At 29.4% G+C, this 14,910-nt stretch carries 15 protein-coding genes; 7 read left to right on the top strand and 8 right to left on the bottom strand.

Going from position 1 to position 14,910, the window contains the following annotated elements; all coding sequences use genetic code 11:
* Positions 1-104: 104 nt before the first annotated feature.
* From ACBT_RS02990 to ACBT_RS02965, 6 genes are read right to left on the bottom strand one after another with little or no spacing between them, the layout of a single operon-like run.
* Positions 105-3,179 carry a type I restriction endonuclease subunit R gene (locus ACBT_RS02990; protein ID WP_084031358.1) on the bottom strand — a complete coding sequence of 1,025 codons (3,075 nt, stop codon included), beginning with the start codon at positions 3,177-3,179 and terminating at the stop codon, positions 105-107.
* Entirely contained in the window at positions 3,169-4,686 is a 1,518-nt protein-coding gene (locus ACBT_RS02985; protein ID WP_024775554.1) for an RNA-binding domain-containing protein, read from the bottom strand. The genes ACBT_RS02990 and ACBT_RS02985 overlap by 11 nt, the downstream gene beginning before the upstream one ends.
* Positions 4,686-6,167, bottom strand: coding sequence for a hypothetical protein (locus ACBT_RS02980; RefSeq protein ID WP_024775555.1), 1,482 nt, complete (start codon positions 6,165-6,167; stop codon positions 4,686-4,688). Before ACBT_RS02980 ends, ACBT_RS02985 begins: the two co-directional genes overlap by 1 nt.
* 13 nt (positions 6,168-6,180) lie before the next feature.
* Positions 6,181-6,729, bottom strand: a complete 549-nt coding sequence (locus tag ACBT_RS02975; protein WP_024775556.1) for a super-infection exclusion protein B — start codon at positions 6,727-6,729, stop codon at positions 6,181-6,183.
* Positions 6,726-8,039, bottom strand: a complete 1,314-nt coding sequence (locus ACBT_RS02970; RefSeq protein WP_024775557.1) for a restriction endonuclease subunit S — start codon at positions 8,037-8,039, stop codon at positions 6,726-6,728. Before ACBT_RS02970 ends, ACBT_RS02975 begins: the two co-directional genes overlap by 4 nt.
* Complete coding sequence (locus tag ACBT_RS02965) at positions 8,029-9,630, bottom strand: type I restriction-modification system subunit M (protein ID WP_024775558.1); 1,602 nt, start codon at positions 9,628-9,630, stop codon at positions 8,029-8,031. The genes ACBT_RS02970 and ACBT_RS02965 overlap by 11 nt, the downstream gene beginning before the upstream one ends.
* A 174-nt stretch (positions 9,631-9,804) precedes the next feature.
* On the opposite strand from ACBT_RS02965, the gene ACBT_RS02960 reads away from it, so the two are divergent.
* The 7 genes from ACBT_RS02960 to ACBT_RS02930 all read left to right on the top strand — a co-directional run bounded on the left by ACBT_RS02960 (position 9,805) and on the right by ACBT_RS02930 (position 14,175).
* The gene (locus tag ACBT_RS02960) at positions 9,805-10,221 is read left to right on the top strand and encodes a MobC family plasmid mobilization relaxosome protein (protein WP_024775559.1); all 417 of its coding nucleotides are present in this window, start codon (positions 9,805-9,807) and stop codon (positions 10,219-10,221) included.
* Position 10,222: 1 nt separating this feature from the next.
* Positions 10,223-11,662: a relaxase family protein gene (locus ACBT_RS02955; protein WP_024775560.1), complete on the top strand. Its 1,440-nt coding sequence runs from the start codon at positions 10,223-10,225 to the stop codon at positions 11,660-11,662.
* Positions 11,659-11,841, top strand: coding sequence for a hypothetical protein (locus ACBT_RS02950; RefSeq protein ID WP_024775561.1), 183 nt, complete (start codon positions 11,659-11,661; stop codon positions 11,839-11,841). The genes ACBT_RS02955 and ACBT_RS02950 overlap by 4 nt, the downstream gene beginning before the upstream one ends.
* A gap of 344 nt (positions 11,842-12,185) precedes the next feature.
* A complete protein-coding gene (locus tag ACBT_RS02945) occupies positions 12,186-12,872 on the top strand; it encodes a hypothetical protein (protein ID WP_024775562.1) in 687 nt (228 codons plus the stop codon).
* Positions 12,872-13,627 (top strand): helix-turn-helix domain-containing protein, encoded by a 756-nt coding sequence (locus ACBT_RS02940; RefSeq protein WP_024775563.1) that lies wholly within the window; start codon positions 12,872-12,874, stop codon positions 13,625-13,627. The genes ACBT_RS02945 and ACBT_RS02940 overlap by 1 nt, the downstream gene beginning before the upstream one ends.
* On the top strand, positions 13,620-13,982 hold the full coding sequence (locus ACBT_RS02935) for a hypothetical protein (RefSeq protein ID WP_024775564.1): 363 nt from the start codon (positions 13,620-13,622) through the stop codon (positions 13,980-13,982). The genes ACBT_RS02940 and ACBT_RS02935 overlap by 8 nt, the downstream gene beginning before the upstream one ends.
* A gap of 1 nt (position 13,983) precedes the next feature.
* The gene (locus ACBT_RS02930) at positions 13,984-14,175 is read left to right on the top strand and encodes a helix-turn-helix transcriptional regulator (protein ID WP_024775565.1); all 192 of its coding nucleotides are present in this window, start codon (positions 13,984-13,986) and stop codon (positions 14,173-14,175) included.
* A gap of 204 nt (positions 14,176-14,379) precedes the next feature.
* Here ACBT_RS02930 and ACBT_RS11870 read toward each other — a convergent pair whose 3' ends face one another.
* On the bottom strand, positions 14,380-14,544 hold the full coding sequence (locus ACBT_RS11870) for a PH domain-containing protein (protein WP_119183998.1): 165 nt from the start codon (positions 14,542-14,544) through the stop codon (positions 14,380-14,382).
* Entirely contained in the window at positions 14,545-14,748 is a 204-nt protein-coding gene (locus tag ACBT_RS02920) for a PLDc N-terminal domain-containing protein (RefSeq protein WP_024775566.1), read from the bottom strand. It abuts the gene before it with no gap.
* Positions 14,749-14,910 lie beyond the last annotated feature (162 nt).

Here is a 14,910-nt window from a genome sequence, read left to right as displayed (position 1 = left end):
GAACTATCTGCAATTTGATTTATATCATAAATCCCTATAAAAAAGGATTTTTTATTTAAATTTAAAATTTTGTACTGTCATTTGTACTGTATTTTATTTTTACCTTACCTACTCCACTCATCACTTAAAACTTCAGCTTGTTTCATTACCATATCAAGTGCTTTTTCGGCTTTATTTGGTGGATATTTATATCTTTTTAAAATTATTCTTATGATATTTCTCATTTTTGCTCTTACAGATTCTCTTTTTTGCCAATCCACACTTATGCTACTTCTTAGTTTTAAAGTAAGTTCTATTGCAATTTTTTTAAGTGTTTCGTCTCCCATTTCAATCAAAGCAGATTCGTTTTCAGCTAAAGCATCATAAAACGCCAACTCATCAAAATTTAATCCCAAATCTTGACCATGTTTTGTAGCTTCTGCAAAATCTTTTGCCATTTGGATTAACTCTTCAATTACTTTTGAAGTCTCTATTGCCCGATTATGATATTTTCCTAAAGTAGCTTGTAATCTATCACTAAATTTCTTCTCTTGAACAACATTATTTTTTGTTTTAGCTCTTATATCATCTTTTAACAATCTCTCAAGTAGTTCAACAGCTAAATTCTTATAAGGCATATTTGCAACATCTTCCAAAAACTCTTCTGATAATATCCCAATATTTGGTTTATCAAGTCCAACAAGACTAAAAATATCCTCAACCCCATCTGAAATTACAGCATTGTCTATTAGTTGTTTTATAGCTTTGTTTGGGTCTTTTACATTTGATGGTTTTGAACTTGCTTTTTGAATTACAGATTTAACTGCTTGAAAAAATGCTATCTCTTCTTTATGCTCTTTTGCACCGTCTAAAGTTCCACATAAGCTAAAAGCTTTTGTCAAAGCTAATACCTCATCCAAATATCTTTTTTTACCATCATCTAAACCCAAAATAAAGTTTGCACAAGGAACTAGTAACATATGAGCTTTTGTCATAAAAGAGCTATAATCAAATCCATGATACAAATTTCTTACAATATCAAGTCGCTTTAACATCTCTGCAAGTGCTTCTGCTGTATCAATAGTTCCTTTTCCTTTTCCACCAGCTGTTGTATATGTTTTTAAGGCATGTTTTAATTCATTTGCAATACCTATATAATCAACAACCAATCCACCTTTTTTATCTTTAAAAACTCTATTTACTCTAGCTATTGCTTGCATTAAGTTATGAGATTTCATTGGTTTATCAATATACATTGTGTGCATACTTGGTGCATCAAATCCTGTAAGCCACATATCTCTTACAATTACAAGTTTAAGCTCATCATCTACATCTTTAATTCTTTTTTCTAAATCTTTTTTAATCTGTTTTGAGTAGATATGTTTTTGAAGTTTTGCTTCATCGCTTGCACTTCCTGTCATAATTATTTTTATAGCACCTTTTGTTGGGTCAGCACTATGCCAAGATGGTCTAATTGCTACAATTGCATCATATAAATCAACTGCAATTTGTCTACTCATAGCAACTATCATACCTTTTCCATCAATAGTAGCTGTTCTATCTTCAAAATGAGTTACTATATCTTGTGCAATTTGTTTAATTCTAGGTTCACTTCCTACAAGTTTTTCTAAAGCACTCCATTTGCTTTTGAATCTTTCTCTATCAGACAGTTCATCTCCAATATCCAAATCCCCTACTTCTTTATCAATCTCTTTTAAAATATCTGCATTTAAATCAAGTTTTGCAAGTCTGCTTTCATAATATATAGGAACAGTTGCACCATCTCTTACAGCATCTTCAATATCATAAACAGATATATAATCCCCAAATACAGCTCGTGTATCTTTATCTTCACTCTCTATTGGTGTTCCTGTAAATCCTATAAATGTAGCATTTGGCAAAGCATCTCGCAAGTGTTGAGCATAACCATATTTAAACTTTCCATCCTTATCAAGCATTGCATCAAAACCATATTGGCTTCTATGTGCTTCATCTGCAATTACAACAATATTACTTCTATCACTTAAAACAGGAAATCTACTCTCCTCTTTTTTAAGACTAAATTTTTGAATAGTTGTAAATATAATTCCACCTGCTGGTTTATTTGTTAATGTTTCTCTTAGTTCACCAACATCATCCATTTGTATAGGTTCTTGACCCAAAAGCATTTTTGCACTACTAAATGTTGCATAAAGTTGTCCATCTAAATCATTTCTATCTGTTACAATAACTAATGTTGGATTTTTCATAGCAGCTTGTTTTGTAAGTTTTCCAGCAAAGCAAGCCATGGATATTGATTTTCCACTTCCTTGAGTGTGCCAAACAACTCCACCTCTTCTGCTTCCTTCAGTTGAAGCTAAAACAACAGAATCAACAGCTTCTCTTACAGCGTGAAACTGGTGATAAGCAGCTATTTTTTTTATGATTTTTTTACTATCATCTTCAAAGATTATAAAGTTTTGAATATAATCCAAAAAATACTCTTTATTAAAAAAGCCTTTGATTAAAGTCTCTAATTCATACTCTAAAAGTGGTTTATCATTTTCATCTTTTACTGTTCTCCAAAACATAAACCTCTCATCTGTAGCTGTCAAAGAACCAACTCTTGCATTTATTCCATCACTTATTACTAATGCTTCATTAAAAACAAAAAGTTCCTCTAGCTCATCTTTGTAAGTTTGAAGTTGATTATATGCTTTGTATATATCAGCATTTTCATCTGCTGGATTTTTTAGCTCTATTATTGCAAGTGGTAAACCATTTATAAAAACTATTAAATCAGGTCTTCTATTTCCCTTACTTCCTTTGATTGTAAATTGATTTACTACTAAAAAATCATTATTTGAAAAGTTCTCAAAATCTATAAGTTTTACAACATCACCTTTTATTTCATCATCTTTTTTTATATCTACACTTATACCTTGTAGAATCATTTGATGAAAAGCTCTGTTGTTTTGAACTAGGGATGCTTGTTGTGGTTTTCTTAAAATATCTATTGAATCTTCAATAGCAACCAAAGGAATATTTGAATTTAGTTTTATAAGTGAATTTTTTAATCTATCAAATAAAAGTACATCTTCATAACTTTTTCTTTGTGGATTTTGGCTATCTGGTGATATTTCATACCCTAAAAGATAATCATATCCCAACTCTTTAAACCAATCTATTGCTAAAAGTTCTACTTGTTCTTCATTTATCATTTTTTATTTCCCCTAAAATATAATGCGTACTTCTTCCTTGACCACTTTTAATAATAATTTTTTTCTCTACCATTTGGCTAAGTATCTCATGAGCTTTTGTTTTTTTTACATTTATTATTTCCAAAAGCTCTTTTCTAGTTATCTTTCCATAATCAAGTAAATATTTTATAATTTTTTCTTCTTCTAAATCTAATCGTCCGTAATTGTCCGCTAATCGTCCGTAATCGGTCGTAATCGGTCGTAATCGGTCACGAGATAAATTACTTTCCTCTAGCTTTGCTTTTAAAATAGTCACAAAATAAGTTCTAGCTTCATCTGTTTCAAAAATAGGTTCATCTGAACCATTGTTTTTCATAGCTCTTTTTATTTTTGGTATTCCTGTGCCTTTTCCTTCTGTTAAATGAAGCTCTTTTAGAAAATCACCAATTCTTCTGTTAAGATATTTCATAGTGATAATTCTATCTTTTTTGAAATCATCTTTTGTAATAGGTGGCATCGCTCCACCATGAGAGATTATCTCCATTTTATCAGCTAAAACATTAACTTTGATAGGCTCTCGCTCTTCATAGTTTTTATGATATACAGCATTTGCAAGTGCTTCTTCAACTGCTTCAAATGGGTAGTTGTAGTACCTTATCGCTTCTGCTTGACCATCTACTTTTTGCACATGTTCTTCTATTACAAGTGTTTTTATATGAGCAAGTGCATCTCTTAGTTGCTTGTGAATTGGACCTTTAAAAACTTTTTCACTAAAACTATCTCCAATATCATCATGATATATAGTTACTTCTATTTGTGTATAAGGGAAAAACTTCTCAGGAGTTTCACTAAAAAAGAGTAATCCAACATTTACAGGTCGTAAATATTCACTACTTCCTCTTGCTATTTGCATCATTCTTACTAAATCTTCAAATGGTATTTTTGTAGCACTTTCAAATAAATCACTTTTTACATCTTGTAAAAATATTCGTATATGAGCTAGTGATAAATCGGAAATAGTTGCATGATGATTTACCCTATCATCAAAAGGTATTTTTGCAGTTAATTGTAAAAGTTGTTGTTCTTCTTGCTCATTTGCTTTTGCAGTTGAAGACATTCTTCGCACATAGTAGGCTTTATCTGAATTATTTGATAATGTTTTATTTACTTTATATGGTCTAGCTTCACCACCTGCACACCATACCACCAAAAAGTGCTTTCCTTCTATTTTGTATGGTTCAACTACTGGAAAATAAGTAGGTGTGATTTTATGGCAAAGTTGATGAAGTTCTTGTTGGATTTTGTCAAGCTCGTTTATATCCAAACCTTTTGGAGGCAAAACGGCTCTACCGTTTGACTCAGCGATGCCTATTATAAGATAGCCACCACCCCAGTTGTTTATATCATTTGCAAATGCACAAATAGTATGTAAAATAATTTCAGGATTCCATCCCTCTTTAAACTCTATTCTCTCCCACTCTACAGTTGAGCCATGAATTAATTCGTTTATATTTATTGGAAGTGGCATTAATTACCTTTCAATTTCAAAACTTGTTCAACAGTCATTTTTATAGTTTCTTGCATAGGAGTAGTATCTCCATGTTTTTTATCTAAACTTTCACTTGCATTATGAGAAACCGTATTTATGGAACTATCTAATAATTTTTCGAGAAGCTTTTTATCTTCTTGATTTAGTTCATCAATTTGCATTTTATAGCTTACATAAGATTTCGCCAATGCTTCTTTGTGAGCATACTCTTGTTGTAATCTTTGATTTTCGCTTCTTCTTTTACTAGCAAATATTGCCAACCAAATAAGTGGAGCATAAAGAGGCAACTTAAATAATAAATTATTAAGTGTACTTGTAAAATCTCCGATTTGTTTAAAACTAAACAAAGTTATAACATTATCTTTAACAATCCCTATATCAACAAATGATACAAAAGTAGAAATAAACATAATTACAATAGAGGCTATAAAAACTCTATTCCAGTTTTCAATTGGTTTATCAAATGATTCTTTCATGTCTTGGTATGCTTTAGCAAGACCAGCACTTGTTGCCCCTGGTAGTAATTTTTCTATTTGTTCATACAAATTTTTATTATTAGCTTGTTGCTCTTGTTCATATTGTTTTAAAGATTCTAGTCTTGAAGTCATTTCTTCATTATAAATTCTTTCTTGCTCTTTTTTGAAATCATCTAAAGCTTTTATTCTTTGTTCTATCTCAAGTTTTAATCCACCAACTACTTTTCCTTCATCATTCTCTGTGCCAAATACTTTAGTATAAAATTTATCTAGCTCTTCAATTTTTCCAGAAACACCAACAAGCTTTTCATTTGCTTCTTTCACATCTCTTAAAATATCTTTTTTAGCTTCAATGATTTGTGATTTAGTGGATATATGTCCTTCATCAACTAAAGTTTCATCATGAAATTTATTGATTGCACTATATTTTTCTTCTGTACCTTTTAGTAAAGTATCTATTTGCTCTCTAACAGATTTTTCTTCATCGTTGCTAAATAAAATATTATAATACTCTTCAATATCTTCTCTAAATTTTTGAACTTTTTTGTATTCAGACTCAGTATCTGTTATCTTGCCAAGATGTTTATCAATCTCATTTGTATATGCACGAATAGCACCAAGTAAAGATTTTTTTAAAGCTTCAGAGCTTAAAAAATAAGGTCTTACATAACTTAATAGATTATCTGCATTGTTATTTGCATTTGTAATATGTCCGATATTGTTATTTGAGTTATAGCTATTTATCTGATTTCTACATTCAGCAGCTTGATTATTGAAATTATCCAAAAATGAAAGAGGAACTAACTCTGGCTCTAAACTATACAAAGCATTATCTATAAATGCTATTACTTTTTTTAGTCTCGCGAGTTCTTCTACACTTGCAGTAATAGTTTCATCTACTTCACTTTTTTGTAATTGAGTTTTTAAATCTTCCCATGTTACATTAAATGCATGATTACTAAAACTATATATCCATCTTGACATTTACGGCTCCTAACTAATTATAATATTTACTAAAAATTTCATGTCTTATTCTTTGCATTTCTTGCTCAGTCAAATCATCTAAAAGTATTAATTCATACATTTGAAGTTTATTCCAAATATCATTTTGTATATTATAAGACCAAGCAAGACTATTCCCAGTTCCATGAGACATTTTTAAAATGCCTTTGCTTTTTAATCGATTAGCTACAGAATGTGTTATAGGCAGGGAAATAGTTTTTTGATTATTATATAAACAATACAACAACAAAACTTTTTCCTCTTTAGAAAGTGAGTAAAGCTCATTTAATAATTGCTTTTTGTATTGATGTAGTCTGTACTTTTTACTTATGGCTGGTATTAATTGAATAATAAAAAAAACAAAAGAAAAAAGTGTCAAAAGTCCTATAAAAGCTCGATGGTCATTAACTATTGTTTCAATTCCAAATATACTCAAAACATTTGAGGAACTAAAGAGTAAAAATAAACCCAAAACACATATACCAAATAAGTGTCTTGGAGCTAAATGAATTGCTTGAAAAAACTTTTCAATATTTTCTATCAAATTTTCAACTCCGATACATCGATTTCACCACTTAAAAGTTTAGGAAGTAATGTATCCCTAGTTTTTTCAAGAGTTTGAATCTCTCCTTGATGTTCTAGAATTTTTGAAAAAAATGGATTAAGCAACGATGAAAATACTTTCATAATTTCATTGTTAGGTTTAATAATTTTTACTGTTTCAATCTCTCTAGCACTAATATTGGGTTGAGCGCTTCCTTGTGCTTGTCCTTGAATACTCTCAAAAAATTTGCTTGAACTTGCAAATATTTTTACATATTCATCATAATATTTAATAGGTTGAAATCTTCCAACTCGTTGATTGAGCAAATACTCTTCATCCGATGTATAAATTACACCAACTTTTCCAACCGTAGCACCAGTCATTGCGATAAGGAAATCTCCACTTGAAAGTTTAAAATTAGAATTTTTAGTAGCTATTTCTTCAGAAACACACTCGCAATCTAAAGTATTAACTCTATTTCCATCAATATTTTTTATTTTAATTACTTTTACTCCAGTATCTTGCCACCAAGCACTTTTAAAAGCATACCCAGATTGAATTTTACAGATTTGAGATAACTCTGTAGCTTCCCACCCTTTAGGTATCATACCCATTTCGCTCTCAATAAATTCGCTAGGGAAAAGGTCTAGGATTTCTTTACTAATACCTAACTCTTTGGCGATATTTTCAAGTTCTGCTTCACTCTCGCAATTTGCTTTTGCATGTACGGGGTCGAAGTCTACAAACCATGACTTGAAAATAGTTTGAGCCATCTCTTCTAATGTTTGGTTCATTTTACGGTTAAGTTCTATTTTCTCATCAAGAGTTGAGAGAATATGAGCTATCTTTTTTTGAGTTTCTAATTCTGGATATTCTATTTCCATTATTCCTAATAGTTTGGTTGTTAAACTACCTCTAATGCTATGAGAATCAGACAAACTTCTCATTTCTTCATATCTACTCGATAAATTATAAAATAGCCATTTAGAATCAAGAATTTTTTCATTTGTTCTAATTGCTACTACTGATTGATTTATATATGTATCAATATTACAAAAAGAAGTTTGACCTCTAGTTTTTCCCTGACCAGCAGAGGCAATAACTATATCATTTTTGAGAGCAAGTTTTGTAGATGAATTATCAATCCCAAGCTTTGTAATACTTTTTTCAGTTGAATTTATAAATTTATTTCCTGTCTCCCCTGATGAAAGCCAAGAGTATTGTCCATTCCAATATTTTTCATTACTTGTACTTGGTGTTCCGCCACTAAAAATTTTATCAACAAGATTTGATAACTTATCAGATTTCATACCCTAACCCCGCCAAGTTCTCTTTTATCATTCCTTCTAGTCTTGCACTCTCTTTGAACTGCTCTTCAAGAGTTTTTGTGAGTTTATCCATCTTTTCTTTAAAAGGGATTCCATCATCTTCTACCTCTTCAGTGCCTACATATCGCCCAGGGGTTAGGATATACTCTTGTTTTGCTATCTCCTCAGTTGTGGCACTATAGTATTTCCCTGCGATGTTTTCAAACTCTGCAGCGTCTCTAAAGTGGTGAAACATTTTAGCTATGGTTTTGATGTCGTTTGTGTCAAAATCTCTTTGTTTTCTATCTATCATATATCCAAAATCTCTAGCATCTATAAAGAGAGTTTTCCCTTTTTGTTTTTTGTTACGGTTGAGTATCCATATACAAGCAGGAATTTGTGTATTTGCAAAAAGTTGAGATGGAAGAGCAACTATTGCTTCTACCAAATCATTTTGTACTATTGCTTTTCTTATCTCTCCCTCACCACTTGTAGTTGAGCTTAAACTTCCATTTGCAAGCACTAGTCCTACAACTCCAGTTGTTGGGTCTGTGTGATATAGCATATGAAGCATCCAAGCAAAGTTTGCATTTCCTTGTGGAGGGGTTGGATAGTCTTTCCATCTAGCATCATTTTCCAAGCTTGCACTCCACCATTCGCTTTGATTAAAAGGTGGATTTGCTAATACAAAATCTGCTCTTAAATCAGGGTGTAAGTCATTTACCAAAGTATCAGCAGGCTCTTTTCCAAAATTAAAATCCAAACCACGAATTGCCATATTCATAGCAGCCAATCTCCAAGTTGTAGGATTTGACTCTTGACCATAAATAGATATATCTCCAATTCTTCCATTATGTGCTTCTATAAACTTCTCAGAACTTATAAAAAATCCACCACTTCCCATTGCAGGGTCGTAAATTCTTCCTTTGTATGGTTCTATCATCTCTACTATTAGGTTTACTATTGATTTTGGAGTATAAAATTGACCACCTTTTTTTCCTTCAGCTGAAGCAAATTGACCTAAAAAATACTCATAAACATGACCTAAAATATCTTTTGCTTTTAGGTTGTGATGAGTAAATGGTATAGTTGATATTAAATCAAAAAGGTCTGCTAGTTTGTTTTGTTCTATTTGAAGTTGAGCGTAGTTTTTATTTAAAATTCTTTTTAATTTAGGATTCTCTTTTTCTATGGCTTCCATAGTATCATCAAGAAGTTTTCCAGCTCCTTTAAACTCACCACCAAGAGGAAGTGTTGAACCCAAAGATAGACGAATAGAGTTTTGAATATAGTTCCATCTTGCAGTTGCAGGAACCCAAAATATATTTTTTTCTGTATAAAAATCTCTATTTTCTAGCTCTTCAAGCACAAGTTCATCTTCTTTATTGTTGCTTAGGTAGTAGTCACTTTTTGGGTTTGTAAACTCACCAATTAGTTCTTGTCTTCTTGTTTCAAAACTATCTGAAACATATTTTAAAAACACCATACCCAAAACTACATGCTTGTAAACAGCTGCATCTAGTGAAGGTAAAAGTTTATTTGCTGAAGTCCATAGCTTTTTTTCTAAATCTTGTAAAAATTTTTGGTCTGTCATATTTTATTTTCTCCCCTATGAGTTAGAATTTATGTTAGCTAAAACTAAATAAATAACTCTTTATTGCAAATAACTGTTTAGTAATTTTCTCACACCCTAAGGGTGTTTTCAAATTTAAATTTTTGTGAATACCTTTATAAGTAAGTTAAAAATTTAAAAGGGCGAGGATACTCATTGTCAGCCGAAACTGAAAATGAGACCTCGTTAGGGATGATTCTCTCCCTAAAACCCAATGACTTACTTTTTAATAAAAAGGAAGCAAAAATGCAAAACAAAGACCAAAAATATGACTCAAGATTTATCAGAAAAACTCTTCGATTTTCTACTGATGAATATGCACAAATTGAATCTCAATTAACCACCTTAGGTGTTAATTTCACCAATTTTGCAAAGAATGCAATTATCAATCATAAGATTACTATTCCAATACAAATGGATTTGATTTTTGAGCTTAATCGTATTGGTAATAACCTAAACCAAATTGCAAAATCTATGCATACTATGGATAATAAGCATAAGATACCAGTGCTTACACAGCTTGTTGAAATTGAAAAACAGTTGCAAAAATTGCAATATAAACAAGAGATGTAAAATGGTAGTTAAGTTTTTTTCAAATAAAAAAGGTGGAAGTGTAAAAGCTCTTGATTATCTTTTAAATCACAGAGAAAAAGATGGAACAGCAAGAGTTTTAATTGGTGATGAACAACTAACAAGAAATATCATAAATTCTATTTCTTTCAAGCATAAAGTGTGTGTTGGGTGTCTTAGCTTTGAAGAGCAAAATATAGATGAAGATTTAAAATACAAGCTTATGGGAGATTTTGAAAAATATCTATTACCATCTCTTGAATCAGACCAATACAATATCCTTTGGGTGGAGCATACTGATAAGGGAAGACTAGAGTTAAACTTTGTAATTCCAAAAATCGAACTAACAAGAAAAATAGCTTTAAATCCTTTTTATCATAAACAGGATTTAAGTCGTGTGGATGTTTGGCAAAATCTAACCAACCTAACTCATGGTTTTACTGACCCAAAAGACCCTGCAAAAGAAAGAACACTTCAAGGTGCAAGTAAAAAAATATCACTTCAAAAAGACTATGAAAAGCTGGATGAGATGCTTCATGAGCTTGTAAAAAATGGGCAAATACAAAATAGAGACCAAATGATTGAGCTATTAAATGAAAATGGAATTTTTGTGAATAGAGTTGGAAGTGATTACATTAGTTTGAAACTACCAGATTCAAAAAAAGCTAGAAGATATAAAGGAGGAATTTATAGTGAACAATTTACAAGCCTTGCAGAATTTGAAAGAATCTGCGAAAACACAAAATCAAGAATTGATGAATACAATAGAAGAGACACACAAAGAGAAATTAGATTCTATACAAACAAGCTTAATGAATATACTGAGAGAAAAGCTGAATATATTCAATCAAAATATCCAAGAAGAGTTGAATCGAAAAAACAAATACCAGTTGATAATAATGGGAGTAACGAATCTAATAATTTTGATTATAACAATGATATTTTATTTCCTAATTCAAAATCAAATGCAAAATTTACAAACTTGGCAAGTACCTTTAGATTTACAGTATGTGGAGCAGAATCAAAAGTACATCAAAGTACCAATGAAGGAAGTAATACAAAGCCAAGACAAATCAACAATATTTATAAAGATAAAGGAGTAAAAAATGACAGTACTAGAGCAACAACTAAATCAGGAATTACAAAAGAGCGAGAAGCTAAATATAGAGCTTATAGAAAAGCTGGAAAAACAAGAGATGGAGTTTATAAACAAGTTACAGCAGACGCAGAAAATCTACGAGTTAAACTTGGAGAATACTGTGGAGAACAACAAAGAGTTAAACAATCAATTATTTCAAAAATTGCAAACATTGGAAGAATCATTGCAAAACTTGTAAACAAACTAAAAATTAAAATGGATAGTTTGAATATTGGTGAAGTTATCAAAGAAAATTTTGATTTAGTTGAAACAATAACAAAAAATACTAAAAGGATTAAAAAATGAAAAAAATAGATGCAATATTAGAGTGTTATGGAAAAGGAAAATTTGAAGAAAAATTTGAAATTGGAATAAATGGTGAATTATTTACTGGGTGGTATATATATGGATTAGATACAAAAGAACAATTATTACAATGGTTTAGTAAAAAACAAATATTAGAAATATATGAAAGTGGTATTTAATCTATAAAAAATTTGTATCAAAAGAATCATTTTGATACAAATTGTAACACATTGAAAATTTTATTTGCTTTTTTTAAATAGTACTTTTTTATAAATATTAACCTTAAAATTAACTTAATTTAGTATTAATTAATACTGAATTTATTTTTAATTAAGTTGTTCCACATTTGTAAGATGTTCGATTTTATGGGGTTTTTAAAGATTTTTACAATATTTGACTTAGAAAAATGATTACTCTAATATTCTTTTAGTGACAAAAAATCACTAAAAAAAGATTCTTTTTCAAACTCTGATAGTTGGTCGCTTTCAAAAGAAAAAGAATCTATCTTAAAACAGGAGATAACATGCAAAAAAGAATGTCAATTCCTATCGATAGGAATTATAACGAGATTTGGCGAGATTTCAAAATCTCATTTTTTAGTTCTTATTCACTAGAAACATGGAAAGAAGAACTAATCAATATAGATTCAGTTACATATGAATTTATAAAAGATGACGTAGAAGAGTTATTTTATAAAACTGGTGGATATATAAAATACCTAGATTTTGAATCTATATATAGGCTATCAATAGAAGTAACTGCTTCACAAGTTTTGAAAAATATTTCAAAAAATAAAAAGTGTTTTTTTGAAAGAGACAATATAAATACTTTAGATAAGTATTATTTAATCAAGCAACGTATTTGCAACAACTGTAAAAATGTATTTGATAAAAACAGAAAGATAAATGTTGTATTTTTACAAACAATGATTTTGGACGAAATATATGAAAATTATGAAGTTGATTTTTCAGTTATTGATATTCAAAAAATTTCAAAATATGAACCTAATAAATTAATTTTTGCAATAAATTTATTACTAAAAAATTATGACTTGAGCCATGAGGAAGCTGTAGAATTAACTGAAAAATACAATATTGATAAATCAAATTTTAATAATTACTATTTTAGTGAGCAATTTAAAATTTTAAAGAAACAATCTAATAATCAAATTTTTATAGATTTTTATGATGAAGAAAGAGAGGTTGCATAATGAGTATAAAAGCTATAAATGAGGCATTTAAAAGTAATTTAAATGGCAATATAAAGCTAGTGTTATTAGCTTTAGCTGACTGTGCAGACGATAGTATGAGCTGCTTCCCAAGTTATAGTCATATTGCGAAAAAAGCTTCTATCAGCATTTCAACTGCAAAGAGAATAGTTAAAAAACTAGAAAAAATGCAAGTATTAAAAAAACAACATAGATTTAAAAAAGGAAAAAAGCAACAAACAAGCAATATTTATACACTTACTTTTGGTGGTAGCACTTTGACACCACTAAAAGTACAAAATGACACTACTATTGTATCATCAGTGACACCACAAGATAGTGTCACAGCTATGACCTACGAATCATCATCTTCTTTAATCATCACTCAATCCTCAGTAGAAAGTGAGAGAGATTTTTTAGATTTTAAAAATGGGATAGTGAGAGATTTTCAAAATAAAACTTTTGCTGCAATATCTGAAAAACATATTTATTCAATATGTGATGGTTTATTGTGTATAAATTATCAAAAACTTGATAAACAAAAAGCCTTTCAAGAATGGAAATATTTATTCATCAATCAACATTTGATTAATGGTAAATTGGCAGAAAATATTAATTTTATAAATATTGGAAAATTTATTAAAGTTGCAGATGCGTATTACAAAATAATCGATATTCAAAATAATTTTTATGTAATAAATGTAAATGGGTCTAAAAAATGTATTAAAATATGTGATGCCGAGGTAGTAAATGGTTAATATTCATCCACTTTACACAAAAGAATGTGTTAAAACAATAAATTTTATTAATATGTTAACATGTGTTGCAATTAAGGATTTTAGAGAGAAAACCTTTGAATCTTTAGAGGATATACGGTGCAACAACAACAGATTAAACCCTGAAATATTAGAATTTTTTAGAAGATTTGGTGGAATTAAAAATGTTTATGATTATTTTTCAGATTCTTATACTGTAAAAATTAAACATATAAAATGCATTTGGAATTACTGTAATAAATATAGGGTGCAACCACACCGTCTGAGAATGTCTACGGATTTTACGATAATTAAAATACCAATTTTTTATGAATATATTACATCTGAGGTGGCTTAATATGGAAAAAGACAAATTTTTACGTATAGATGCTGTGTTAGTTCAAATACCAGTTAGTAGAGCAACGTTATATAGGCTCAGTAAACAAATTAAGCTTTTGAGACCTATTAAAGTAGGAGGTTCAAGCTTTTGGAGTCAAAATAATATTAATGATTATTTTGAAAGTTTAAAAAAGAATAATATAGCAGCATAAAAGAGACTTTTAGTCTCTTTTATTTTTGCACTACTTGTGATAAATGAGATTCTTAAAAAATATTCAAAAAAGCAGATTATTTTAATTTATCAAAGTGGATATTAAAATTAGATTTTTTTAAGTTTGAGTTAGATTTTATGTATTATTTGATACAAAAAGGAGTCTAACTCAACACGATAAATTGAGTACTTTGAAAAGGAAAAATTATTTCTTTTTCTCTTCAACTATTATTAAAAATTCTCTTCTAAATCTAAGTGGATTGCTAATTGTAGGGATTGGTGTTTTACTTCCACCAGTTCCTTGAATAATAATGGTTCCAGCATTTAAAATTCTATCAATAATAGTTTGTGAAAAATTTGATTTTCTAATTTATTCTTGTACAATTTTTTGTTTTTTACTAATAAAAATATATAAAATACTCCCGATTGGGCCTAAAATAAATATTACAATTAACCAAACTATTTTATTCGTACCATCTTTAAATTCACTTTTTAGTGCATCTATTAATGTATACAACCAAAGAATACCTAATCCTACTAAGAAAATTAAACTTAAAATAAAAACTATTTCCATGTAAATCCTATATATAAATTATTGTTTAGATTAATAACTCAACTTTCGCACATAAAAAATCTAACTTGGGGTCATTCCAGATATAAATTTTAGTTCTATTCTAAAACAAAGCAATTTCATAAAAAAAAATATTGGCAAATCTTCATATATGATAATTTTATA

This window comes from Aliarcobacter cibarius, from assembly GCF_013372265.1.
GTDB lineage: Bacteria > Campylobacterota > Campylobacteria > Campylobacterales > Arcobacteraceae > Aliarcobacter > Aliarcobacter cibarius.
Note: the sequence above shows the minus strand (reverse complement) of the source record. Positions and strands in the feature narration are given on the sequence as shown.

Excerpts from the sequence above, each read along its gene's own strand:
- ACBT_RS02965 (WP_024775558.1), bottom strand. The coding sequence starts at position 9,630 with ATGACAGACCAAAAATTTTTACAAGATTTAGAAAAAAAGCTATGGACT.
- ACBT_RS02980 (WP_024775555.1), bottom strand. The coding sequence starts at position 6,167 with ATGTCAAGATGGATATATAGTTTTAGTAATCATGCATTTAATGTAACA.
- ACBT_RS02985 (WP_024775554.1), bottom strand. The coding sequence starts at position 4,686 with ATGCCACTTCCAATAAATATAAACGAATTAATTCATGGCTCAACTGTA.
- ACBT_RS02935 (WP_024775564.1), top strand. The coding sequence starts at position 13,620 with ATGGTTAATATTCATCCACTTTACACAAAAGAATGTGTTAAAACAATA.
- ACBT_RS02970 (WP_024775557.1), bottom strand. The coding sequence starts at position 8,039 with ATGAAATCTGATAAGTTATCAAATCTTGTTGATAAAATTTTTAGTGGC.
- ACBT_RS02920 (WP_024775566.1), bottom strand. The coding sequence starts at position 14,748 with ATGGAAATAGTTTTTATTTTAAGTTTAATTTTCTTAGTAGGATTAGGT.
- ACBT_RS02990 (WP_084031358.1), bottom strand. The coding sequence starts at position 3,179 with ATGATAAATGAAGAACAAGTAGAACTTTTAGCAATAGATTGGTTTAAA.
- ACBT_RS02950 (WP_024775561.1), top strand. The coding sequence starts at position 11,659 with ATGAAAAAAATAGATGCAATATTAGAGTGTTATGGAAAAGGAAAATTT.
- ACBT_RS02955 (WP_024775560.1), top strand. The coding sequence starts at position 10,223 with ATGGTAGTTAAGTTTTTTTCAAATAAAAAAGGTGGAAGTGTAAAAGCT.
- ACBT_RS02945 (WP_024775562.1), top strand. The coding sequence starts at position 12,186 with ATGCAAAAAAGAATGTCAATTCCTATCGATAGGAATTATAACGAGATT.
- ACBT_RS02940 (WP_024775563.1), top strand. The coding sequence starts at position 12,872 with ATGAGTATAAAAGCTATAAATGAGGCATTTAAAAGTAATTTAAATGGC.
- ACBT_RS02930 (WP_024775565.1), top strand. The coding sequence starts at position 13,984 with ATGGAAAAAGACAAATTTTTACGTATAGATGCTGTGTTAGTTCAAATA.